This window comes from Mycoplasma simbae ATCC 49888 (assembly GCF_000702705.1).
GTDB lineage: Bacteria > Bacillota_I > Bacilli_A > Mycoplasmatales > Metamycoplasmataceae > Mycoplasmopsis > Mycoplasmopsis simbae.
On sequence record NZ_JNJG01000006.1, the window covers coordinates 25,936 to 50,005 of the forward strand.

Sequence of the window (24,070 nt, forward strand, 5' to 3'; positions counted from 1 at the left end):
AGATTGTAATATCATTTAAATAGATAATTATACTTTGTTAGGAGTTAAGATGAAATTAGATAATCATAAACAAAAATTAACAATTACTTGCGGTCCAGCTAGTTCCACTTTAGAAATAATGAAGCAAATCATTGCTGCTGGTGCAACCGTTATTAGAGCAAACTTTAGCCACGGTACTATTCAAGAACAAGAGTTTAAATTAAACTTAGCTCGCCAAGCAGCACAAGAATTGCAAGTTAATGTTTCTTTAATGTTAGACACTAAAGGCCCTGAAATTAGAGTGGGCCAAATGCAAAATGGTGCTGTAGCAATTGAAGCTAACCAAGAATTAACCATTCTAACCGATTCACATTCTTATGACAACGTAATTGGCGATAATACTCAAGTTACAGTACTTTACGACATGAGCAAAGACCTAAAAGTAGGCGACAAAGTGCTTTTTGATGATGGTAAATTGACTTCAGTTGTAACTCATGTTAGCGAAGGCAAAGTGGTTGTAAAAACAGTTAACTCGCACGTTTTAAAAACAAACAAACGCATTAATTTACCAAACGTTGACTTCTCGTTACCATTTTTAAGCCAAAAGGATATTGATGATGTAATTTTTGGTGCTCATTATGGCGTAGATTACGTAGCCGCTTCATTTGTTAATAGCGCTAAAAATGTACGTGAACTGCGTTCACTTTTAGACGCAAATGGCGGACAAAGAATTCAAATTATTTCTAAAATTGAATCACAAATGGGCATTAATAATATTGACGAAATTATTGAAGCTAGCGATGGCATCATGATCGCTAGAGGCGATTTAGGTCTAGAAATACCATATTACGAAGTTCCATATTGACAAACACAAATTATTCGTAAATGTCGCAAAGCAAACAAAGTTGTTATTGTAGCAACTCAAATGCTAGATTCACTAGAAAACAACCCTCAACCTACTAGAGCAGAAGTTAGTGACGTTTATTGAGCTACAAATTCAGGAGCTGATTCAACTATGCTTTCAAATGAAACAGCGGCTGGTAAATATCCTGTTCGTGCTGTCGAAGTAATGAGAACAATTAATACTAAGGCAGAAAACGACTACTTCAATAGCTACAAATATGACAAAAAGATTAAAAAATTACTCGCAAAACTAGATAAAAGCAATGAATTTGACCAAAAAATTTCTAGACTTGTTAATCTAACAAGAGATGGCGAATTCAAGTATGTCATTATTGCTACTCCAGATCCAAAACTATTGCACAAACTGTCTAATTTTAGGTTAAATACAACCTTTATTGCGGCACTGCCCCAAGCTAGCGAACAAACAAGTTTTGGTTTAACTAGTGGAGTTAAAACGCTGTTTAATTCTGCTAAACATTACCAGGAATTAATCAAAAACACTGGTCACATTAATGAAATCAAATCGCAACTAGTTTTCAATCCAGGTGATAAATACTTATTAGTAATTCAAAACGAAATAACTCAAGGCACTTTATAATGAAAAAAATCAATTTAATTTTAACCCCAATTGTGGCTTTGCCGCTTAGTGCAGTTAGCTGTATAAATTTCAATGATAAACAAACTAAACCCAAAACAAGTCCAGGAGATCAAAAACCTGCTGATACTGATACTAAAAAAAGAGATACTGAAAAATTTAATGCAACAGTATCAAAATACAATTTACGCTTACAAACTAAGCTTCCATATCAAATTAGCAAAACATTAACCGCAAATAAAGCAACTCTAGCACTAATTGATAACATATTTGATGGCGATACCTTTTCTTTTAGCATTGAAGGTGGCTTTCAAAGTTATCGTTCTCGTTTTTCCGGTGTCGATACACCAGAAAAAACAGTTAACAGCGAGCATGGACGCGTGCCTAGTCAAGGTCAACAACACGAATATGCCCTTAAAGCATCCGCTTTTACAAGTGAATTATTAGACTTACCTGGCATTAAAGTATATGTTGTGCCGCAAAAAACGAAAAATGGCTCAAGTGATATTACTGACCGTTACGATCGCATTGTCTCAATAAACTACATCGTTTTTGATGACAAAGTAATTAATTTAAACTCCGAATTAGTGCGCTTAGGTTTTGCACGTATGCACTATATTTCTCAAAACGAACGTTCAACTTATTACACAGCAAATGATATTTGGTATTACGAATTAGCTTCAAGCAGTAAAGAAGCAAAAGAACAACAAAGAGGAATCTATTCGACACAAGCAAATATTGATCAAATATACCCTTAACACCGTAAGAAATGAATAAACAAGTAAATTTTTCTCAACAAATTAAAAACGAAATTTTTTTAAAAAAGAAAAATAAACAAGAAATCAATGAATTTATTCGTGGTTTCGTTTTTTCATCAGCCACTATTGACAAAGATATTGAAATCAAAATAAACTCGGACGTAACATTTGCCCATTTTATTGAATTATTGCAAAGCTGCGTTAGTGAATTTAGCATTAAAAATAAGGCAATAATAATGCCTTTAAGCGCTATTGATTTAGAGCTAAAAATTCATCTTCCTTCTGCATTTTTTGCAGGTGTTTTCAGCGCATCGGGATCAATATCTAATCTGGACCAATCTTCATATCATTTACAAATTAGCTCAAATTACACTGAATTTATTGAACTTTTTCAACAAAAATTGAATGAATACTATTTTGGCTTTCAAAGCATTCAACACAAAGGCAAACATTTAATTTATTTAAAACGTCATGAAAAAATATCTGATTTTTTAAAAGCTATTGGTGCTATTGAGTCAATGTTTGCTTTTGAAGATTCGCGCATTCAGCGTGATTTCGATAACTCTCTAAATAGAATTAACAATGTTGATGTTGCCAACATTAAAAAAATAGTCAACTCGAACCAAAAACACATCAAAAATATTAATTTCATCTTTGAGCATAATTTAGCGCACTTATTCAATGATAAACAGCTTAAATTGTTTGATTTAATGCTAAAAAGCCCTGAAGAAAGCCTAAACACATACTCGGAAAAGTTAGCCGAAGAACAAATTTTTATCTCCAAATCTGGCTTAAATCATTGGTTAATTAAACTTGGCAAAGTTGTTAACGAGCACCTAAATAAATAGGTGTTTTTTAATGCCAATTTAGATAATAAGTATAATTAAAACATGTATATAATTTATGGCCCGGAAAAATATTTTATTAATCAATACACTCAGCAAATTATTAACTCGCAGCCCAACTGTGAAGTTATCAATTTTGACTGCAATGAAGCAAGCCTAATTGAATTAGAAAATTTAATAGCTTCTAATTCAATATTTGATTCTGGTCGAATAATTTTTATTCACGATTGTACATATTTAGAGAATAAAATTGCGAAAACAGATACAAATAATGCCCAAATAATTTTAGATGCATTGCAAGCCAACACACTCGATACAATTGTGTTTGTAAACACTAATATCTTAAGCAAAGAAAGTATTGCAAGCAACTTTTTTACCAATAAATTAATGCAATACAATCCTACTTTACTCTTTGCTAATTCGTTAAGCGGTATTGAGTTAAATCGCAAAATTCAACAAATAGCCCAACAATATGGGGCAAAAATTGATAATTTAGCAATAAATACGCTAAATCAAAAATTACCCAATGATTTATATTTGATTGAATTAGAAATTGCTAAACTGGCCAACCTAGACTCAAACATTAGCTCACAACTAGTACAACAAAATGTAACGGATGCATATATAGAAGATACTTTTGGCTTTGCTCGTTCAATCGAAAGCGGCGATTTTGGCTTGATTTGGCGCAAATATAAACAAAAAGTAGCTGAAGGCATTGAAATTAATGCTTTAATTGGGCAACTGGCTCAACAATTGGTATTAGCTAACCAAATCCACACTTTTTTTAAATTAAACCTTAGTCTTGAAGATGTTGCAACATCATTAAAATTAAATCAATACCGCGTAAAAAAGGTTTATTCACTGTTGCGTAATTTTGGTATCAAAAAAATCAACTCAATGCTGCAAGAATTAGCTGATTTAGACAAAGACTTAAGCAACTTTCAAGTTGATGCACAAATAGGTTTTGAGCAATTTTTACTGAATAATTTCAATTAATTTAGCAATTTTTAAAAACGTATTATAATTCATTTGCATTGGCCGGTAGCTGCCAGCAATGGTAGAGGAAAGTCCACGCTAGCACTTGCTGCGATGCAAGTAGTGTTCATGCTAAGCCCAATAAGCTTAGGCCTAGACGACTAGTGCCACAGAGACGAGAATTGTGAAACGCGGTAAACTCCATGAGCTAGAAACCCAAATTTTGGTAGGGGAATTTTTTCAAAGTAAATGAACTGCGAAAAAAAATCATTGATTAGATAAATTACCGGCACCCGCAAGGGTACAGAACGTGGCTTATAGATGCAATATGCGCTTGCGCATATTTTTTATTGCTTAAATTGTATAATTTAATCGATGAAAGGAGGATTATGACTTTAACTAATTATGTTTTGATTGCTCTATATATTGGGATCTTTTTAGTTTTTGCGTTAGCAGAAATGTTAACTAGCGGAATATGGCTAGGTTTAACCTCACTTGCTAGCGTGCCTTCAATATTTATTAGTGCTTTTGTTAAAAATTCAACACTAAATATTGTGCTGGGTTTAATTATTTTTGCAATCAGTTGAGTTATAGTTTATTTATCATTTTACAGGTTGCTCAAACGTAAATTTGGCAAAAGTAAAGAAAATACTGACAGAATTGATTCACTTATTGGCAAAAAACACTTAACTTTAACTACAGATGCTTATGAAAATAGTGATCAAAATGACCAATATGGTCAAGCTAAAGTTAATGGCGTAATTTACCGTGTAGCATCAGCTAAAGGTTCGGGAATTATTGCCAAAGGCTCAAAAGTTAGAATCATCAAAATTGAAGGCAACATTATTTATGTTGCTCCAGAGGAGAAAAATTAAATGCATTCATCAGATAAATTCGCAATAATTTTAACTGTTATTATAGCCATAGCTGTTGTTTTATTTATCTTACTACCACTAATTTTTTCTATTAAAATTGTGCCCCAAAATGAGTTTGCGGTTGTTGAAAGATTGGGTAAATACAACAAAACATTGAAAAATGGGGTTAACTTCGTTGTTCCTTTTATTGACAAAATCGTCAAAAAAGAAAACTTCAAAGAGAAAGTACTTGACTTCCCCGAACAAGATATTATCACTAAGGATAATGCAGGTATTAGAGTTGATACAGTCGTGTATTTAAAAATTGTAGATCCAAAATTATTCGTTTATGGCGCTGAAAACTCAATGAAAGCGATTGAAAATCTTTCAGCTACCACCCTTAGAAACTTGCTGGGTGAGTTAGAGCTAGATGAAACTTTAACATCTAGAGACACAATTAACTCGAAACTAACATTAATCCTTGATGAAGCTTCAGACTCATGAGGAATTAAAGTTCACCGTGTTGAAATTAAAAACATAATTCCGCCAGTTGATATTCAAAGTGCAATGGAAAAACAAATGCGCGCAGAACGTGAAAAACGTGCAAGTATTTTAGAAGCGGAAGGTAAAAAAGCAGCCAGCATTTTAATAGCCGAAGGGGAAAAACAATCAAGCATTTTACGTGCAGAAGCACATAAACAAGCACAAATTCTAGAGGCAGAGGCACAAAGAGAAAGTGAAATTTTACGTGCCCAAGGTAAAAAAGAAGCTATTGATTTATTGAATAATTCTGATATAAATCAACAAATTTTAACACTTAAATCAATTGAAGAGCTAGGGAAAATGGCTGATGGTAAAGCAACTAAAATCATAATTCCGCCTAACTTAGCATCAGTTGCTTCTTCTATGTCACTAGCAGCAGAAATGTTTGATAAAACCGATAAATAACATTGAATCAGCAATGCTGATTTTTTGTTTTTGCAACGTTTTGCAACAAAAATACAATATTTTTGCTAAAATTAATTTATTAATTTTTAGGAGGTCAAATGTCATTAAAAGCAGGTATTGTAGGGTTGCCAAACGTAGGGAAAAGTACTTTATTTAGTGCTTTAACCAAATATCAAGTTGAAGCTAGCAACTATGCCTTTACAACTATTGAGCCAAACGTGAGTTCAGTTCCTTTAAAAGATAAAAGATTATATGAATTAGCTAACTTAGTTAAACCAAACAAAATTGTGCCAGCAACATTTGATTTCGTCGATATTGCCGGTTTAGTTCAAGGAGCTTCTAGAGGTGAAGGACTAGGAAATAAATTCTTAGGCAACATACGTGAAGTAGACGCAATTATTCATGTTGTTAGATGCTTTGAAAATAAAGACATTATGCACGTTGCTAATGAGGTTAATCCAGTTAATGATAAAGATGTAATTAATATGGAGCTGATTTTAGCCGATTTAGAAACTGTTAAAAATGTTTTGAATCGTATTGCTAAAAAGGCTAAATCAGGTGATAAAGGTGCAATCTTAGAACAAAATTTATGTCAAAAATTGCAACAGCTTCTTGAACAAGGTATTGCTGCTAGAACGTTAACTAATTTAAACGATGAAGAGAAAAAAATTATTAAAGGTTACCACCTTCTAACCTTTAAACCAATGATTTATGTAGCAAATTTATCAGCCGAACAAATTGCAAATTACGAAAATGACCCTCTATTTGTGAGCTTTAAAAATTCTTGTCAAAATGGCGAAAAGATTTTGCCTATCTGTGTTCAACTTGAAAGTGAAATATCACAAATGGGTGAAGATGAAGCTCAAGAATGATTGCAAAGCTATGAAATCAAATATAGTGGTCTTGATTTATTAACACGCGAAGCTTTTGATTTATTGAGCTTAAAAACATATTTTACCGTCGGCCAAGTCGAAGTAAGAGCTTGAGTTTTTAATGATGGCATGCATGCACCTCAGTGTGCGGGCATAATCCATAGTGATTTTGAAAACAAATTTATTAAGGCTGACGTTATTGCATATGATGATTTTATAACATATGGCTCAGAAGCAAATGTTAGAGCTGCCGGTAAAATTAGATCTGAAGGAAAAAACTACTTAATGAAAGATGGTGATATTTGCCATTTTAAATTTGGAAAATAGTCGTAATCAATTATAAAATGAGTATTTAGGTCAAAATATTGACCTAAATAAATGGGGGTTTAGTATAGTGGTAGTACTGCAGTCTCCAAAACTGCTTGCAAGGGTTCGATTCCTTTAACCCCTGCCATATGGTTTATAACCCAATATTAAAACTTAAAAATATAATAGCTCTTTGGAGCTATTATATTTTTCATAAATCAATATACATTATTAACTGATTATCAAGTGTCATATTGATACATTATGATTATTGACAGAATGGTAAAACCGGTATTTATTCTTTTTTTGTATAATTCACTGATTTATAAATTATCTTTTCTTTGTTTGGCTTATCAATTGAACTTAAATCATAATTTCACCTGTTTGTAAAACTAATTTTTTGGACAATAGTGTTCATTGTTTTTAAAATAAATTTGATTAAATGGTAATTGGATAAGTATTATAAATTGGCAGCATCACATTATCGTAGTTAAAATTAGAAGTGTCTGTACTTATTTGTAGATTGTATAAATATGTTTTATTCATCTTTACTTGTTAAATAAAGATTATAGGAAAGATGCTTATTTAACGAGAATATATCTAAAAAAACACTCATTTTTTCAATTTTTTGCTGCATTTTTTTACCTTCATTAGCATCTGTAATTTCTTTTATTTTTTCTAGTTTCAATATGAATGAGTTCATCACTAAAATCACAATCAATGCATACACACTTATAAAGACAAAAAATACGAGTAGCACAATATATGTAACTAATCAAAATCTAGCGTTAAATGCTTCAGCGCCTACTTCAAAAGGGTAATAATTGCGTGAGAGCATTAAGGCTATAAACACTGTAAAAATTGATCCTAGCGAGCTAGTTCAAAAATATGCTTTAGCGTGATGTTTGTATTTTACAAATTTATTTTTTTCCATATTATTCCTTGTGTTTAAATTATATAAAAATGCCCAAAATGGGCATTAATTTATTAAGGCAATATGCATTTTGATTTATTGTATTTTGGAGTTGTATTGGTTAATTTACATAGCACTAAGTAGGCTAAAAAATTAGTTAAATCTTTTTTATTTCCTGCTTTTGCACTGAATTGGATTTTTTCGCTAGCTAACTCAATATATATATGACCTTTTCATCAAGTTAGTGAGCTTTGTTCTGGTTTAGGATCGATTTCAATAAAGGGTGGTCGTAGCTTATTTTGTGAGCAAAAATTTTTGAGTTTTTGGAAAGAATTGTCGAAAACAAAATCTTTGGCTTTGTCGAAATTGTAAGAAAAAGTGAAAGAAGAATTATTAGTTATAATTTGTCTATTTTGCTCTATGAAATCTAGGTTGTCATTAATGTTAAGCATTATTTTGATTGAATGCACTATTTTAGGTAAATTTCAGTTTGAATCCAGTGTAATGGCAGCTACAATTGCTTCAAATAAGTCAGCTTTTTTCTTTTTGGATGCATCTTTTAATGAATCGTTTCTCCCTAACGATACATATTGGTAAAAATTTAATTCATCAATTCGTTTTGCTAAATACTCATTTGATAAAATTTGGTTTTGAAACTGTGAAAAATCAGCTTCGTTAATTTTATTTTTAATAAAGTATTCGCGTGCAAAATTAAGAGGATTAAAATGTCTGTCAGATTCATCTTTAATTTTGCCATATTTATCATAAATTAATTTAGTAACACAAAATTTTAAAACAGCATCACCATGAAATTCTAAAACTTCATTGTCTTCGCCGCCATATTCAGCAGAATAGGATTTACGAGTAAAAGCTTGGTACAATAAATCTTCATTATTAAAATAGTAATCTATTTTATCTTGGATTATTCTTTTGGGTTCTTGTAATTGTTTCATTTTGTACAGAAAGGAATAGTATCATGAATAAACGGAATAGAGATTTCAGAGTTGGAAGTAATTAAACAAACAACAGCTAATGGATTCAAGGTTGTTGACAGTTTGATGGAGCAAAAGTCAAATCAAGCTTTCTGTATTAGGTGCGAGTGAGTTAGCTACTTCCACTATAATTTTAAAACATTTTTGGCTATTGAGGTAAAAATAAAAAAGCCCAATAGGGCTTAAAACTAAGAAAGCTGTGCTCCATGTTGGTGAAATGACAAGATAAATAAGGTGAAAACTATACCTAAAAAGAACATAAATAGAGTAATAAATCAACGTTTTTTACCCAAATTATGGTGATAAAACTCTGGTAAAAACTCAACAAAGGATGTAAATATCATCACGCTACCTACAATTGCCATGATTAATGCTTTTAAAGCTGGATAAGCTTCAATAATAGAACCGCCATATAAACCAATAAAAATAAAAGGAATAATTAATGAAAGTGCAAATATTGAATTTAAACTTGCTCTAAATGCGCTTATGCCCATTTCTCTTTGACGGTAGAAAAAGACAATTTCTTCTGGTATTGTATGCAACACAAACGAAACAAAGAAGGCAACAGAAATTGCTGAAACGTTATTGTTGACTGTCAAACTACGCAAGCTTAAACCAATTAACAATCCTTCTGGAATACGGTGTGCAAGAAGCAAAATTAAAGCAGTTAATTTGTTTTTAGTTTTAAGCGAGTTTTGACCTTGAACATCTGCTAAATCGTTAGCGTTTCAGATATGGTCATGATGCTCATGCTTGTGCTCTTGTTCGTGTTCGTGATGTCCCGCTTCATGCGTGTGAACAAAGATTGAGTTTGTTTGATATTTACTTTTCATTATCTTATAAACAATTGCCTTGATACTAAAAGCACTTAAAATTCCTATCAAAGCACCACCAACTATAATAAAAATATTATAAGTATAAATTTGCCAGGGCTGAAAATTTGTTCCACGCAAGCCTTTACCAGTTCCTGTAATTTCAATTGCTTCTCTTAGATAGCCAAAAGAACCTAAAATAATGAACATTCCAGTAATAAATGAGTATAAATAGATTGAAAATTCTTTTTTGGGTTTTTTGATAATTAAAGGAACTATTGTGGCTACAACAACAGGAATAGACAAAAGTAAAAAACTTACGATTAAGCCAAAAATAAATTGTGCCACATAAGGATTAACGCCCTGTGAATTCACCATCCAATTATATAGTAAGAATAATTGATTATTCATTTTGCGATCCTAAATCGATTTCAAAATTATGGTCTAAATAATATAAAGGTTTTTGCTTGTTGGTTTGATCAAAGTTTTTACTTGCTAATTGGGCATGGAATGAAAGTTTGTTTTCGTTTAAATTAATTAGTTTTGGTTGTTGAATTAAATTAATTTCAAAATGTAACACTTTATCACTATCCACAAACACATTAGATATATTTTCTTGGTGAATATGGCTAAAATTATTGCCCGCATCTCAACCTTGGTGTGGTCTTAGAGCGATTAAGGAAAGGTAAAAGTATTTTTTGATAAAGGAAACAGCTTGCTCTTGATTGGTAATATTTTTAGCTTCTTTAGCAATGACATCGTGTTTAAATTTAGGCGAATAACCTTCTTTAAAGCTAATTTTTACTGAACTTTCACTGATATTTTTGTAATTTTGCACATCTTGCAATGTACTAAAGTCTCAGTTTTCTTTACGTTTGTTAAACTCGCCATCTAAAAAGCAAGAGCTAGTAGCTAACACCGGCATCAATGACAATGAGATTAAACCTAATTTTTTCATGCTAATCCTTTCAAAATACATAGTCAACAACATTATTTTTATCTTTTAATTTTAAACCATTATGTTGCAATAAATAATCTAGAGCAATTTCTTCAATATTATATTTGTTTATTTGATTATTGATACGTGAATAATCAGTACCATTAAAACCGCTTAATTTTAAAATTTTGCTGCGATTTTGTTCATTTAATAGTGAATTTTTATTATTATCCAGTAAGTCAGCTTTAATTAAAACCGTGCCTGGATCTTTATCTAAGCCAACAACTTGCAAACTAATATCTTCAACTCAATAATTTTGTTCTAAGCTATTGCCAATTAAATATTTAAAAACATCCAAACCTAAACGTGTTTTGAATTGATTCCAAAAACCATGGTTCGTTAAAACTAAATGCGCTTCATATTTGTCCATTGTACGGTTGTTAAATAAGGACAAATTATTTCTTAATTTATAAACTTGCAAACTCATTAATTTAGGTAAGATTAACTCAAAAAATTCGTTTGTGTCAGTAATTTGAGTTGGTTTTATTGTTTGACTTTTATCAATATTAGGTTCTCAACCATATAAATTTGGATCATGCCAGTTTAAATCCGGACTAATTTTATAGCGCGCAAAAGTATGATAGTGAGCATTAATATCTATTGAATACCATTTATATATTTTTTTATCTCCTGATTGCTTAGTAACTTCAATTTCTAGTTCAATAAGAGATTCGGTGCCATTTAAATAATCATTATTTATAGAAATATTTTTGAGTCTGTATTCTTTATCAATATCACGTCGTCATGAAGGCACTTCAATAATAAAATCTTTATATGCAGTCTTTAAAAATCAAGCAAAAGATCTGGCTGTTACATGATTAAATTCATATGTTGGATTGACATAAACTTCATACTGATTTTGATTAAGCGCAAACTCATTAACATATTTTAAAATAGTTACATCACCAAAATATGGGTTAACATATTCATTAAACAAAACGGTATCGTCAGATATATCTAAAGTGTGATTAAAATCGCTTTTTGAATTATAGTTTCTGAAAACAGATGTGTATAAATTACGATTTTGCTCAGTATTTTTCAATAAAAATTCTTCATTATTTTGACCAATAATTCATTCTTGATCACGTATAGATTCGCTTAAAAGACTTCTGTTCTGTGAATCAAGAAAATCAATTTTAATAATTGGTGTATTTTTATAGATAGATTCATCTACTGAATCAATATAGCTAACTGGCGTTATTTTTACCTTATGAATCGGGTTTAAGTCACCAAAATCGAAGCGTTTTAGTTCGAGTAATATAAAGTCTTCTCAATAACTTATTTGCTCTTGATTTTTGATTCAAGCTTTTGCTCTTATTCAACTTGAAGGAATGAAATTTGGATTCAAAATATTGTAGCTATCATTTAATTCAACTGAAATTAGGCGTTTAAAAATACTGTTTATACTTGGTCAATCAACGTTTTCTGTTTTAAATAAGTAATCAATGTTATTGAACAAAACATCATAACTTGCTAAATTTGTTTTGTCAGCTTGTTTAATGTATTCAAAACCGTTTTCGTTTACTAATTCTAAGCTAATTGGAGCAGCTGGGATATACCCTTGACTTTTCAAGTTAACACTAAAATTATTTGAATTTGTGTTAACTTTTAAAATGTTATCTTCATACGAAGAATTTTTAGTGCTGAGTTCAACATTGTTAACACGGCTAAAAACAGGTTGGTATTGAGCAATAATTTTCAATTGTTCTGCGGTAAAAATATCAAAATATGACTGATTATTATTGATTTTATAGACAATATTTTGATTTTTTTGTAAACTAAAAGAATTGTTGCATGCTAGTGTAGTTGCAGCACTTAAAACACTTAGCGGTGTAAGTAAACTCAATGTTTTAAATTTCATTATTCCTCTTTTAGTTTTATGTCTTCAAAATAAGTTAAATTATCTGCTCTAGTAGGTTTAATAAATCAAGGCTGAATTAACTCATATTTGAATGAATCTAAATCAACATTTGAATTTAAATTATAGGGTACTGAATATAATGTTTTTATTTCATTTATTAAATTAATTATCTCAAAATAAGTAAATTTTGAATGTAGCTTAAAAACAAACTCATTTACCTTATTTAAATACTCAATTGGTTCGCTATTCATTAATTTGTCCATGTCTTTTACGGATTTTGGTGCAAAAAATTCAATAAATTCTGTTTTAAATTTGGCTAAATAAGCGAATTTGTGCTGGTCAATATGTTCCAACGCATAAATTAGATTATTATCCGAAAGGTTCAATAGCTCAGTTAGGTATTCAATTGTGTTTTGTCCTTTAAAATTATGTTTTACATAATATTTATTTGCTTGCGGTGAATTTAAATCGACAAGTTTAACACTAAGACGTTTATCAATTGAGTTAAAAAGCTGCGAAATGATTTTTTGTAAATTTGTATCAATTAAGCCTAAATTTAAAGGAACATAAAAATCAACAGTTTTTAATTCATCAATGTTGTTTAATTTATAAAATTCATTCAGTAAAGCAGTAATTTCTTGAGAAATTAGGTCAAAATTATCAGTTTTTAATTGCTCAAAAATATCTAAAAAACTTTTGCTATCAAAATATTTATCTCTATGCTGGTGTGAGTAAATTAAAGAGCTGGAATTATTTAAATACAGAGTTTGTTTATTGAAATGATCAATAGCATCAACAACACGCTCATAATTTGTTTGTTTTGCATTTGATATATTTGCGTCTGGCGAAATAAAATCATCATAATAATGCGTTTTGAGTGCAATGTAGTTTAAACTGTACTTATTCAAAAGTTGACTTATCAAATTTCTAAACCTAAAGCCAAAACCTGTATAAAAAGTGTTGTAATCAGTATTTTTGTCATCAGATCCATACATAAGCGATTCGTAAATGTTGTTTATATTTTTGTGTTCAAGTTTGTCTTTAAACATTAATTTTTCTTGATTTGAGTCATTAAAAGTGCTGATAATACTCAATTTAGTGTTATTTAATTTTGATTTAAAATCACTTATTAATTGTTGTTGCTGGTAATTATTAAACAAACTTATTTCTTGAGAGCTTATTAATCCTTGCGAATATTCATTTAATATATGTAAACGATGGGTCTGCTCATCTACTTTCCCAATTGGGTTATATTTGATTATCACTTTTGCTATGTCATTTTTTTCAACAGAAACATATTCACTATGTTTTAAATCATTGGTCTTCAATACATACGAACCTATAGAAAAATTATCAGGATTATAAGCACTAAAAATTTTGTTTTCTATAATTTCTTGAAGCAATAAATCAGTGTTTTTGTTGTCATTAAGATTGAATTTTATTGAATTTTTCTCAAAATTTGTTGGATTAATGACGTTGTTAAAGCCAATAAGTGAAAGATTATTCAGTTGAGTTAAAGTTAGGTTGGCTTGAATGAATGAGTTAGCAAAATCATTTCCTTGCAGTGCAAAATTAGTTTTTTGAGCATTGCCATCATATCAGTGTTTATTGGTATTTAAGTTAAATTTGATAGTTTTAGCATTGGCTAAGACTGCCTTAAAATTCAATGAATTTATAGATTTTGGGTTTTGCGAAACTAAATCATAAATATAGTTTTTGTAACCACGATTTATGTCTCTTTTTACAAGATCGCTCGGATTAATAAATTCATCTGAGCTATCAGTATCAAAAACATGCGATTGGTTTTTTGAATCAATTAATTCAATTGAATTAATCAAGCCAAATTTCAAAAATTTACCACTGATGCCATCTCTTTGGAAATAATTATTCAAATAATCAAATTTTGATTCGCCGACATAAGCATAACGTAATAAATAATTACCACTCAAAGTATCGTGTAAACTATTACGTTTTTCATAAACGCCACTTAACATTGGCAGTGCATTTAACGTCGAATTAGACTCATTTTTTTCAATAATAAAGATGTTTTTATTGGGTTGAATGTACGAGCAACTCACGCTTGCTATAGGCAACAAAATACTAGAGGAAGCGATTAAATTAAGTCAAAATTTACTCATATTCCCCCTTTATATTTATGTAAGCATTATTTAGTCCAAAACTTATAGTTTTTAAGCTAAAAATAATAAGCGTTAGTGTCAAAAGAATAAATCAAAAATAAGCTGAATTTGTATTAAATAAATTAAGAGCTTCTTTGATTATAGTCCCTAGTGTTAGTGATGTTAAATTGATATCAAAAATAGATAAAGCTGCTAGCGAGATAAGCATCAAACTAATGTGTTCATTGATTTGAATTAGAGAATGTAATAAAACTGGTTTAAATAGTGATTTTGTCGCTAAGTTTCACTTGCTATACCCAAGCGAAACTTCCGCAAGAATAAACTCTTGTTGAAGCAAGTCTACGCTCTTTTGGTATGAACTAATTAAAAATATTAAAAATGAAAGCAATGAAAAAATTAGTATTGAGTTGAGCACATTAAATTCAACAAACAAGTATAGAACTATTGATATAAGTAAATATGGTATTAAAGCAAAGGTTGTGAGTGTTTTTTCAATAAATTTACTGATTTTTTTGTTAATGAACAAGGCAAAAAGCACTCCAGTTAGCACCCCTAAAATCAAAGCAATTATAGAGCTTGCAAACACAATAGCAAAGCTACTTTTGTACACAGAAAGTACACGAGCAAAAATGTCAATACCTTGTGAATTTGTTCCTAGTAAATGTGTGCTAGTTGAATTAAAAATTAAGTAAGCATTGAAGCGAACAATATAAGTTTTTAAACCGTCATTGCCATCTATAATTTCTTGAATTATAACTGCATCATTATTGGCATTTTGTAGATTTTGGTACACCTTAAACTCTTCTCCATAAGGCAAAATTATGGTTTTTCAAGGAGATAAACTAGATGGTAATTCAGTGTTTAAAGCATAAGCATTATTAATTGGATTTGAACCACTTTTTGTATAAAAAATGAATGAAAATACGAAAAAAAGAACTAATATAGATAAAACAACTACAGCTGCGATATTTACCCACGAAGACGCAAAACGCTTTCAATACCTTTTAGATGAACTTAAAAAAACTGTTGGCGAATTTTTGCTCACATCTTTTGAGTTGGCACGAACAAAATTATGCTTTGACATTTATTCTCCTTCTCAAGATAAAATGTGATTGCTTTTCCAACTTAGCATCAAGTAAATAATTTAATAATTCGCCAGCACTTTTAATTGTAAAAATTGTGACCATGTTCAATAAAATTGCGTACATTAACAACGAAAAATAAGATTTATTTGTTAAATATTGAAACACAAATGATTGGCCTGGAATATAGAAAAAACGTTCCAAAATCATTGTGTATGACATTAAAAATAGGTAGATAAATACAATTTTTGTTGCAAATTCACCTATAAAATTGCGTATTAACACAGTTCAAAATATTTTTTGTTTACTAAAGCCATTAGCTTTTGCTCATAAATAATATTCAGATTGTACTATTGAGCGTAGCGTTGGATAAAACAAAGCAACGCACAGTGGCAACACCAAAATTATTAGTAACAAAACGGGTGTAATCAATGATACAAAACTCAATCAAAATGAACCATAGTATGAATCAATATATGTAATAGGTAGCGAGACATTTTTGTTTAAAATTATTGCTAAAGCGCCTAACAAAAATATTGGGATCGAACTCAATACAAAAAATGTAGTGTTTGATAATTTTGCAAAGATAGATTTAGGTTTAATTGCTAAATAATATGCAATAACAAAACCAAATAAAATCGCAAATACAAAGCTAACCAGACTCAGGCTAAACGTGAATGCAAAATAAGAATTAAAAATGTGCTGCGTAGGTAGTGCAGTATTTGATAAATTTATGCTCCCATATTCAAAAATGAATAAATTTAACACATATTTGATTGAATCAAGTAGATTTGAATCAATTTGAAATGTTTGCGAAAGAGCAAAATGAAGCAAAAATATAGTGACGCAAGTAATCACTAAATTAATAAAAATATTTTTAGCAAGGTACATTAAAACATTTAAAAACTTCATAAACTCATTTCTACATGTTTATATGTCAATCGTTTTAATTATAAATTAAAAAAGCCGCTATAGACAAAAGAAAATCCACGCAAGTGGATTTATTTTGTATCTAAACTGCGAGTGTAACGGCATTTTGGAAAGTTCATACATCCCACAAATTTGTTACCGTTTTTCTTATTAACTCTAATTACCAATTCACCACCATCAAGCTCGCATTTTTCATCTAAATATTCATGCTCAATTTGTGTATGTTGCATTGTAACTTCAGCAGCATCATAAACCTTATTGAATTTGTCTCAAAATTCTTGCATAACTGGTTTAAGTGATACAGCACTTTGGGCAATTAAATCTAATTCTTCTTCAACTCTAGCAGTATAACCTTCCTCAATAATGTTTGGGAAAGAAGCAATAAGTTTATCTAAAACTATACGACCAAATTCAGTAGGGTGTAAAGCACCGTTGACATTTTCAGCATATAAACGCTCTAAAACAATTTTTACAGTTGAAGCAAAAGTAGATGGACGACCAACTTTGATGTTATCTAAAGCCTCAATTAAACTACCTTCTGAATAACGTGCAGGAGGTTGAGTTTGATGAGCGCTTAACACAAATTCATTCACATTTACTTCTTGACCTTCGCTAAAGTTGGGGTCTTTAACCTCTTCTTTTTCGCCTTTTACAACGTAATATCCATCAAAAAGGATTTTACTTGTTGAATATCTAAATTGTAATTCACCCTTTTTGAACTTGTAGGCTTTACTCATTCTAACAGGTGGGGTAATTAAGGCTTGTAAAGTGTGTTCATAAATTAGTTTATAAATTTGATATTCATAATTATTTAAGTTAAATTTAGCTTTAGCCATTTCAGGGGTAAGTGAAATGTCTGTTGGTCTGATTGCTTCGTGGGCATCTTGATCGCCTGAAAAACCCTTAATTTCTTGCGAAATATACTCATTTCCATATTTTTGAGCAATATAGCCTCTAGCATTGTCGATAAAATATTGACTTAATCTAGTTGAGTCTGTACGCGGATAGCTAATTAAACCACCATCGCCATAACCTTCATATAGGTTTTGGGCGGCACGTTGAGTAGAACTTGAAGAAAAAGGTGATTTTTTATACAAAGCCGCTTGTTTAAGTGGCGTAATTGTTGGCATTGTCTTTTTAGTTTCTTTAATGCTTTCAACGATCAAAGATTTATGTGGTAAAGACAATAAATGCTCAATATTTTCTTTTTGTTCTGGGTAAATTCAATCTTTTTCGCCACTTGGGTTGATATCGTTATAGTAGTCCGCTTTTATATCTTGACCTAATAATGCTTGAGCTTTAAAGTATTCACGTGGTACAAATTGTTCAATTAATCTTTCACGATCAACGATCAATTTTAAAGCTATAGATTGTACACGGCCAGCAGAAGGCTTAGTTGGCGAATTTGACAATTTTTGTTTCATTAACTTACTTAACTTAAAGCCAATTATTCTATCTAACATACGACGCGCTTTTTGTGCATCAATTAAAGCTGCATCAAGCATTCCAGGTTTAGCTACAGCGTTTAAAATCGCATCTTTAGTTATTTCATTATATTTAACACGTGCATACTTATCTTCGCATTTTAAAAACTTAACCAAGTGGTCACCAATTGCCTCACCTTCACGGTCGGGGTCAGTTGCAATTAAAACTTGTTCAGCCTTTTTAACAGCGGCTGAAAGTTTTTTAACTGTTGCTTTTTTATCTGTATCTAAAACATATACTGGCTCTCAGTTTTCAATGTCAATACCCATGACAATTTTTGAGCCCGAATTACGTGTTGAAAGTTTTGTTATGTGGCCTACTGATGCCATTACTTCATAATCTGATCCTAAATATTTTTGTATAGTCGCTACTTTGTTAGGCGACTCAACGATCACTAACTTACTCATAAGATAAAATTTACCACATTAAAAGCAATATTTAAACAAAAACACGCATTTTTTGTTGGTTTAAGTTTTTAAATATTATTTAAAATTTCAAAAAAATTACTTTATAAAATTGCTCAAAATTCATTGAAAATATGAATGTTTTTATATAAAAAATTGTCATTTTTACAATCTTTAGATTATTGCTTGCCAAAAATATTTTTTTGTTATAATTTCAAACGAGTAATTTATTACTCCTTGGTCAAATGACCCTGAAGTCCATAAGGAGGATAACATGCACAAATATGAAATCATGATGATCCTAGACCCTAAATCAGAAGCTAAAGTTGGTTTCGATTTAGTTGAAAGCGTTTTTGGAAAATCAAATATTACAAAAGCAGAAGAGTTAGAAAACAAAACTCTAGCTTACCCAATCAACCATTCAACACAAGGTAAATACCTACTAGTTCAATTAAACGGAGAAGCTTCTTTAGTTCCTGAATTTGTACGTCGTGCAAACATTTCTAAAGAAATTTGAAGACAATTAGTAATTAACTTAGACTCAGAAAAAGGTTTAGGCAAAGAAAGAAAACAATCATACAAAAAATTCAAAGATTCAGCAGACAAACCAAGAAGAAAACCTTTTGACGCAGACGCTAAAGTTGAAAGAAGACCAAGACCAGCTAAAGCTGAATAATTTAGGAGGTTAGTTATGAATAGAGTAATACTAATTGGCCGCATTGCTGGCGACATTAGATCTTTTGCTACACCAAGCGGAATTAATTATTGTCGAGCAACGATCGCGGTTAATCGTAGAAGCACAAGCGTAGAGCCTGTAACTGATTTTATTCCAGTTGTTGCCTGAAGAGGAAACGCTGATTACATGAGCAAATATTTATCAAAAGGTGCATTAGTTAGTGTTGAAGGCAGTTTTACAACTGGTCAATACAATAATGCAAACGGCGAAACTGTTCGTACTTACGAAGTTACTATTGATTTTATTAGCTCACTTGAATCAAGAGAACAACGCGCTAGACGTGAAGGTGCTCAAGCAAACCCAACTAGTTCATATATACCAAAACAACCTAAATTTACTGGTTCAACAACTCCTGTTGTTAACGAACCATCATTCACTCACAATCAAGAAGTTAAACCATCTGCTCCACAACACAATTTTGTTATGGATCCATTCGAAGATGATGATGACTTATAATTAAGGAGAATATTATGGCTAAAATTCGTTCAAAAAAATCTGCTTTTAACAAACGTCGTAGAAGTCTTATCGCTGAATTAAACCTAAACTACATCGACTATAAAGATGTTGACTTACTAAGTAAATTCGTTACCGGAACTGGTCAAATTAAAGCACGTGCTTTAACAGGATTATCTGCTAAAGACCAAAGAAAAGTTGCAATGGCAATTAAAAGAGCACGTTTCATGGCACTAATGCCTTATTCAAAAGAACGTGTTCGTGTAGTAAGCAATACAGCTCCATCTACATCAAACAACTAATACACGCGAGCGTGTATTTTTTTATATATTTATTGATTTTTGTATGAATTTGCGTAAAATAGCATAAAAAAACCGCAACGCGGTTTTAATTATGAAGCAAGATTTATTAAACGCTCAATTTTGACAAAATCATATAAATTCATAACTCGATCTAGTTGTTGAATTAGTTCTTGCTTTTGTTGCTGACTAAATGATGATGAATTATTAATTAAGTCAAAGTATTTTGCTTTGCGTTCAATAAATTTAGCAATATAAGCAGAGATTTTATCTAAATAAGATTGCGAATCAACGTTAGTTAGCGTTGTTATTAACATATTTTTAAACTCTTGACTTAGATTTTGGGATGCTTTCAACTTATCAATAACTTGTGTTTTTGAAGCATTTAAGCTAGATTTAGAATTGCTAAATGTTTCGATTTCATTTTCAACATCAATTTCACTCATTGAAGTAATAATAGCCTCATATGTTGATTTTAAATCATTTGAAGCATTGCTTAATTGTGATAAAGAAGCTGAATATTTAGTTCGGTTTTTAATTAACCCATTGTACCAATGCGCGTTTGCTAAAATCGTTTTAGAATCTAGTAAAGTCCTTGATTTAGCTGTCATTTCATTAAATTGAATCTTTCTTTCAGCGCTAATGAAACTATTTAATTCGGCTAAAATAGAATTTACTTCACTTAAATTGACTGCTACATTTACTCTATTTCAAATTTCATTATGTTGCTCAATACTATTGATTGCATTTAATTCAGCATTAAAACTATCTTTTTGCTGCTGTGAAAGTTTTTGCGAGTGTTGAATAAATTCTTGAGTTGCATCAAAAGACGCTTTGATTTCAGTGATTTTGCCTATTAATTGTTCAATTTTGCTTGAACTATCAACATTTTTAACATATTCCCTAAAATCATTTTTAGCTTGAGCAGGCATTAGTGTAAATCAATTTATAACAGTTAAGGCCAAATCAACATTATTATTTTGTTCTCTAATCGAATTTAATACGCTGTTGTATTCATCTGCAGTTTTAGCGTTCAAAAATTCATATTTATAATGTGACAAGATAAATTTATTGAAGTTAGATTCATTGATGTTTAATTGCTCTCACAGAGATTTTTTAGCATTGTTTAATTCTGTTAGCTCTTGCAGCTTAGCATTAAATGTGTCTTGAGAATTTTGTGTATTTAAATATCTATTCGTCTCATCTTTAATTGATTGAGAAATATATTCAAGATTGTTAATATTTGATTGTGCTGTGTATCTCATTTGGTCTTTAGAGTTGACCCTATCATTATCTTGTTCAGCTATTTTAATTAAATATATATCTTTGGCTTGCTCAATATTAGTGATAATTCGTTCTTTTTTTCCGCTTTCTGGATAGGAATTGTTTTGAACACGAGCTTTTGCTTTGTTTCTTTCAGACTCGGTTTTAAAATCAAACTGAACTTTTAATAAATCATCAATACTTACAGCTTTAGCTAATTTTGCTAGCACTTTTTGTTTTTGCTCTTGTGAAAGTGGAGTTGAAGTTGTGCTATTAATTTTATTAATTAAATCATTTATTGTGCGAGCATAAACTTCAAAATTAATAGATTGTTTGTAGCCTTCAACATTCGTATTTTTTACAAAATTATTAATACTTTGTTTAGTGGCTGCATCAAAACTTGCTTGCTCAAGTGCATTATTTACTTGGTTTAACGTATTTTCCATAGCGTCGGCAGTATTTTTTATTTTTGTTAGTTCGCGTGTAACAGCATTGGGTTCAGTTAGATTAGAAATTTTGCCAATAATTTCACTTTTTTGAGTTTGAGATAACAAAGTAATGGCATTTATTTCATTAGTTGCTTCTATAATTTTTTGATTTAATGATTGTGCGCTCGCAACAATTTCAGCATAATTATCATTACCTTCAGCATGCACAATTAGATTCTCAAAATGACTTAGCACATTATGTGCTAATGAATTGAAACCATGAATAGCCTCAAGTGCTTGCAATTTGTTGTTATAATCATTTCTAATTACGTTTATAAGCGCATCTGCACCTTGCTCAATAATTTGATTCTTATATTTATTTTTTATTTCGACTGAGAACAAATTCAAAATTCATAAATCATCAATTGCACTAGCTTTAAATGAGATATTGGTCAAAAATTCCTTGTAGACTGAATTAATTGCTTCAATATCATTTGCTTGTGTTAATTTATTAATAAAATCTGTTTTTTGCTGTGTAGACAATAGACTTGATGCGTTAATAATTATTTTAATTTCTTCCTTGTTATCATTCAATTTTTCTAGATCACTTGACAGTTTATAGGCTTGCTCAGGTAGTGTTGTGGAATCTAATGTTGCATAGTTTATGTTTTTAGAATCTGTCGAAATTAAGCTCAGTGCATTAATTTCATTTCTCACTAATTCCTTAATTCTATTCAATGAATTTGTGTGTGTTGAATTATTTTTCGCACTTAAAGAATCAAAACGTGTTTTAATTTGTTGATTATTGGAATTTGATACAGCTTGACGCAACGATTCAATATCGTGTTGATTTATTTTTTTGACCGAGTTAAAAACATCTAAATAAGCTTTTGCAGAAGTTGCAGAAGAAAGTTTTGCTTGTTGAGCGTTAATTTTAGCTTCTAATTCGTCTAATTTTGAATCTATTGGACTATCTACATTATTTTTATGTTTAGAGTTGGCAAGTTTAGCTTCAAGTAATTTAATTTTTTGATCAAGTTGTTGTAATTTAGCCGCATTTTGCGCTGCAAAAGCATCTTTTGAACCGGTAAACTTAGCATGAATTGCTTTAGCATTTTGCAAATCTTGTTTGAACTGATCACTTTGTGCCTCAGAAATATTATTGCTATCAACAAAAGCAATATCTTTAGTTAGTATTTGGATATGTTTATCTAATTCATTTTGATTATTTTGTCTGGCATTAATATTTAGCTGTGATTTTGTTGCGGTTGTTAATAAAACCGCTGTGGTTGTCAAAACCGATGCCGCAATCGATAACACAAAAATTGTATTGTATTTTTTACTCATTTTATCTTTCCTTAAATTTAAAAGATTGTTCAAATTTATTCTTTAAGTATTTTGCGCGTAATGGATAAGAAAATTATGCCACAAAAAGCTTTTTTATGTACATATTTACACAGCGAAAAAACTTATTATAAAGCTAATAAAAACTTCACAATTTGTGAAGTTATAAATTAATTAATGAGTAGTTTTTGAGCATTTGCTTTTGCTTTTTTCAGGGGCTACAAATACTGGGTTTACTAAATCATATTGTCTTGACATTTCAATTAGCTTAACATAATTTTGTTTAACTCATTCAGCATCTTTTTTGTCTCAAACAAAGTGATAGTCATTAATGAAGATAAAATCTAAATCTGCGGCGTTGGCTGGTAAAGCATCATAAATTCTTTTTAGTTTAGCTTTGTCTTGTTCACTCACATCATTTTTTCTAATGCTGTTGTCAGCACGGTAGATTTTATTTTTTCAAAAGTCAAAATCGTGCATTTTTTCAATAAAATCAAAGTTTTTGCTTGTACTTACATAAAAGAATGCTTTTTCTAAGATTTCATAACTTTTTGGATTTTTAGCATCGCTTGCACGTAGGATTTGGTCTACATAGTCTTCATCAATTTTTGTTTGAAAGTCTCTGTATACTCCTGCATAGATTGCGCCGTATTCATAAGCTCTAAGCTTGTTAAAGTCACCGATAGCATCGTTTGCCAATCTAAATAAATTAACCATTACTAAAAAGTTTGATAACTTAATAGAGTGTTTTTTAATATATTCAATTAGACCTAGTTTGTCTAATTTTAGTTTTTTCATATATCACTTAATATATCTAGCTTGTCATTGGTTTGTTTCTAGTTCCATTTTAATTCCTTAACTTATTTTATTTATATCTTAATTATAAGTTAAAACAGCT

General features: G+C 30.3%; 21 protein-coding genes, 1 tRNA gene and 1 other RNA gene. 12 read left to right on the plus strand and 11 right to left on the minus strand.

The annotated features are described in order from the left end of the window. The first annotated feature begins 49 nt into the window (after positions 1–49). The 9 genes from pyk (at position 50) to T329_RS0101805 (ending at position 7,183) form a co-directional block, all read left to right on the plus strand. Positions 50–1,480 (plus strand): pyruvate kinase, encoded by a 1,431-nt coding sequence (pyk, locus tag T329_RS0101770; RefSeq protein ID WP_029608731.1) that lies wholly within the window; start codon positions 50–52, stop codon positions 1,478–1,480. Beyond that, the gene (locus tag T329_RS0101775; RefSeq protein WP_029608732.1) at positions 1,480–2,235 is read left to right on the plus strand and encodes a thermonuclease family protein; all 756 of its coding nucleotides are present in this window, start codon (positions 1,480–1,482) and stop codon (positions 2,233–2,235) included. The genes pyk and T329_RS0101775 overlap by 1 nt, the downstream gene beginning before the upstream one ends. Before the next feature lie 11 nt (positions 2,236–2,246). Next, positions 2,247–3,083, plus strand: coding sequence for a DNA-binding protein WhiA (whiA, locus tag T329_RS0101780; RefSeq protein WP_029608733.1), 837 nt, complete (start codon positions 2,247–2,249; stop codon positions 3,081–3,083). Positions 3,084–3,125: 42 nt separating this feature from the next. Continuing rightward, positions 3,126–4,076, plus strand: a complete 951-nt coding sequence (holA, locus tag T329_RS0101785) for a DNA polymerase III subunit delta (RefSeq protein WP_029608734.1) — start codon at positions 3,126–3,128, stop codon at positions 4,074–4,076. Between the two features lie 34 nt (positions 4,077–4,110). Beyond that, positions 4,111–4,378, plus strand: an RNA gene (gene rnpB, locus T329_RS03835) — RNase P RNA component class B. Positions 4,379–4,444: 66 nt separating this feature from the next. Continuing rightward, positions 4,445–4,930, plus strand: a complete 486-nt coding sequence (locus T329_RS0101790; protein WP_029608735.1) for an NfeD family protein — start codon at positions 4,445–4,447, stop codon at positions 4,928–4,930. After that, positions 4,931–5,857 carry an SPFH domain-containing protein gene (locus T329_RS0101795; protein ID WP_029608736.1) on the plus strand — a complete coding sequence of 309 codons (927 nt, stop codon included), beginning with the start codon at positions 4,931–4,933 and terminating at the stop codon, positions 5,855–5,857. Positions 5,858–5,955: 98 nt separating this feature from the next. After that, positions 5,956–7,056 (plus strand): redox-regulated ATPase YchF, encoded by a 1,101-nt coding sequence (gene ychF / locus T329_RS0101800; RefSeq protein WP_029608737.1) that lies wholly within the window; start codon positions 5,956–5,958, stop codon positions 7,054–7,056. A 53-nt stretch (positions 7,057–7,109) separates the two neighbouring features. Then, positions 7,110–7,183, plus strand: a tRNA-Trp gene (locus T329_RS0101805). A 390-nt stretch (positions 7,184–7,573) separates the two neighbouring features. Here the strand turns inward: T329_RS0101805 and T329_RS0101810 are convergent. The 9 genes from T329_RS0101810 to topA all read right to left on the minus strand — a co-directional run bounded on the left by T329_RS0101810 (position 7,574) and on the right by topA (position 18,652). Beyond that, complete coding sequence (locus T329_RS0101810; protein WP_029608738.1) at positions 7,574–7,969, minus strand: hypothetical protein; 396 nt, start codon at positions 7,967–7,969, stop codon at positions 7,574–7,576. A 53-nt stretch (positions 7,970–8,022) separates the two neighbouring features. Then, positions 8,023–8,901: a ribonuclease III domain-containing protein gene (locus T329_RS03770; protein WP_051630128.1), complete on the minus strand. Its 879-nt coding sequence runs from the start codon at positions 8,899–8,901 to the stop codon at positions 8,023–8,025. A gap of 227 nt (positions 8,902–9,128) precedes the next feature. Further along, positions 9,129–10,163: a ZIP family metal transporter gene (locus T329_RS0101820; protein WP_051630129.1), complete on the minus strand. Its 1,035-nt coding sequence runs from the start codon at positions 10,161–10,163 to the stop codon at positions 9,129–9,131. Continuing rightward, on the minus strand, positions 10,156–10,710 hold the full coding sequence (locus T329_RS0101825; protein WP_029608741.1) for a hypothetical protein: 555 nt from the start codon (positions 10,708–10,710) through the stop codon (positions 10,156–10,158). The genes T329_RS0101820 and T329_RS0101825 overlap by 8 nt, the downstream gene beginning before the upstream one ends. A gap of 1 nt (position 10,711) precedes the next feature. Next, on the minus strand, positions 10,712–12,610 hold the full coding sequence (locus T329_RS0101830) for an MAG3240 family lipoprotein (RefSeq protein ID WP_029608742.1): 1,899 nt from the start codon (positions 12,608–12,610) through the stop codon (positions 10,712–10,714). Continuing rightward, positions 12,610–14,748 (minus strand): OppA family ABC transporter substrate-binding lipoprotein, encoded by a 2,139-nt coding sequence (locus T329_RS0101835; RefSeq protein WP_029608743.1) that lies wholly within the window; start codon positions 14,746–14,748, stop codon positions 12,610–12,612. The genes T329_RS0101830 and T329_RS0101835 overlap by 1 nt, the downstream gene beginning before the upstream one ends. Further along, positions 14,741–15,832, minus strand: a complete 1,092-nt coding sequence (locus T329_RS0101840) for an ABC transporter permease subunit (RefSeq protein WP_029608744.1) — start codon at positions 15,830–15,832, stop codon at positions 14,741–14,743. Before T329_RS0101840 ends, T329_RS0101835 begins: the two co-directional genes overlap by 8 nt. Continuing rightward, positions 15,819–16,742 carry an ABC transporter permease subunit gene (locus tag T329_RS0101845; RefSeq protein WP_029608745.1) on the minus strand — a complete coding sequence of 308 codons (924 nt, stop codon included), beginning with the start codon at positions 16,740–16,742 and terminating at the stop codon, positions 15,819–15,821. Before T329_RS0101845 ends, T329_RS0101840 begins: the two co-directional genes overlap by 14 nt. A gap of 89 nt (positions 16,743–16,831) precedes the next feature. Then, the gene (topA, locus tag T329_RS0101850) at positions 16,832–18,652 is read right to left on the minus strand and encodes a type I DNA topoisomerase (protein WP_029608746.1); all 1,821 of its coding nucleotides are present in this window, start codon (positions 18,650–18,652) and stop codon (positions 16,832–16,834) included. A 271-nt stretch (positions 18,653–18,923) separates the two neighbouring features. Between topA and rpsF the strand changes: the two genes are divergently transcribed. From rpsF to rpsR, 3 genes are read left to right on the plus strand one after another with little or no spacing between them, the layout of a single operon-like run. Beyond that, positions 18,924–19,325: a 30S ribosomal protein S6 gene (gene rpsF / locus T329_RS0101855; RefSeq protein WP_029608747.1), complete on the plus strand. Its 402-nt coding sequence runs from the start codon at positions 18,924–18,926 to the stop codon at positions 19,323–19,325. A gap of 15 nt (positions 19,326–19,340) precedes the next feature. Continuing rightward, the gene (locus T329_RS0101860; RefSeq protein ID WP_051630130.1) at positions 19,341–19,841 is read left to right on the plus strand and encodes a single-stranded DNA-binding protein; all 501 of its coding nucleotides are present in this window, start codon (positions 19,341–19,343) and stop codon (positions 19,839–19,841) included. 14 nt (positions 19,842–19,855) lie between these two features. Beyond that, the gene (gene rpsR / locus T329_RS0101865; RefSeq protein ID WP_029608749.1) at positions 19,856–20,140 is read left to right on the plus strand and encodes a 30S ribosomal protein S18; all 285 of its coding nucleotides are present in this window, start codon (positions 19,856–19,858) and stop codon (positions 20,138–20,140) included. A gap of 89 nt (positions 20,141–20,229) precedes the next feature. Here rpsR and T329_RS0101870 read toward each other — a convergent pair whose 3' ends face one another. After that, complete coding sequence (locus T329_RS0101870; protein WP_029608750.1) at positions 20,230–23,175, minus strand: hypothetical protein; 2,946 nt, start codon at positions 23,173–23,175, stop codon at positions 20,230–20,232. A gap of 171 nt (positions 23,176–23,346) precedes the next feature. Next, the gene (locus tag T329_RS0101875; RefSeq protein WP_029608751.1) at positions 23,347–24,018 is read right to left on the minus strand and encodes a hypothetical protein; all 672 of its coding nucleotides are present in this window, start codon (positions 24,016–24,018) and stop codon (positions 23,347–23,349) included. Positions 24,019–24,070: the final 52 nt, after the last annotated feature.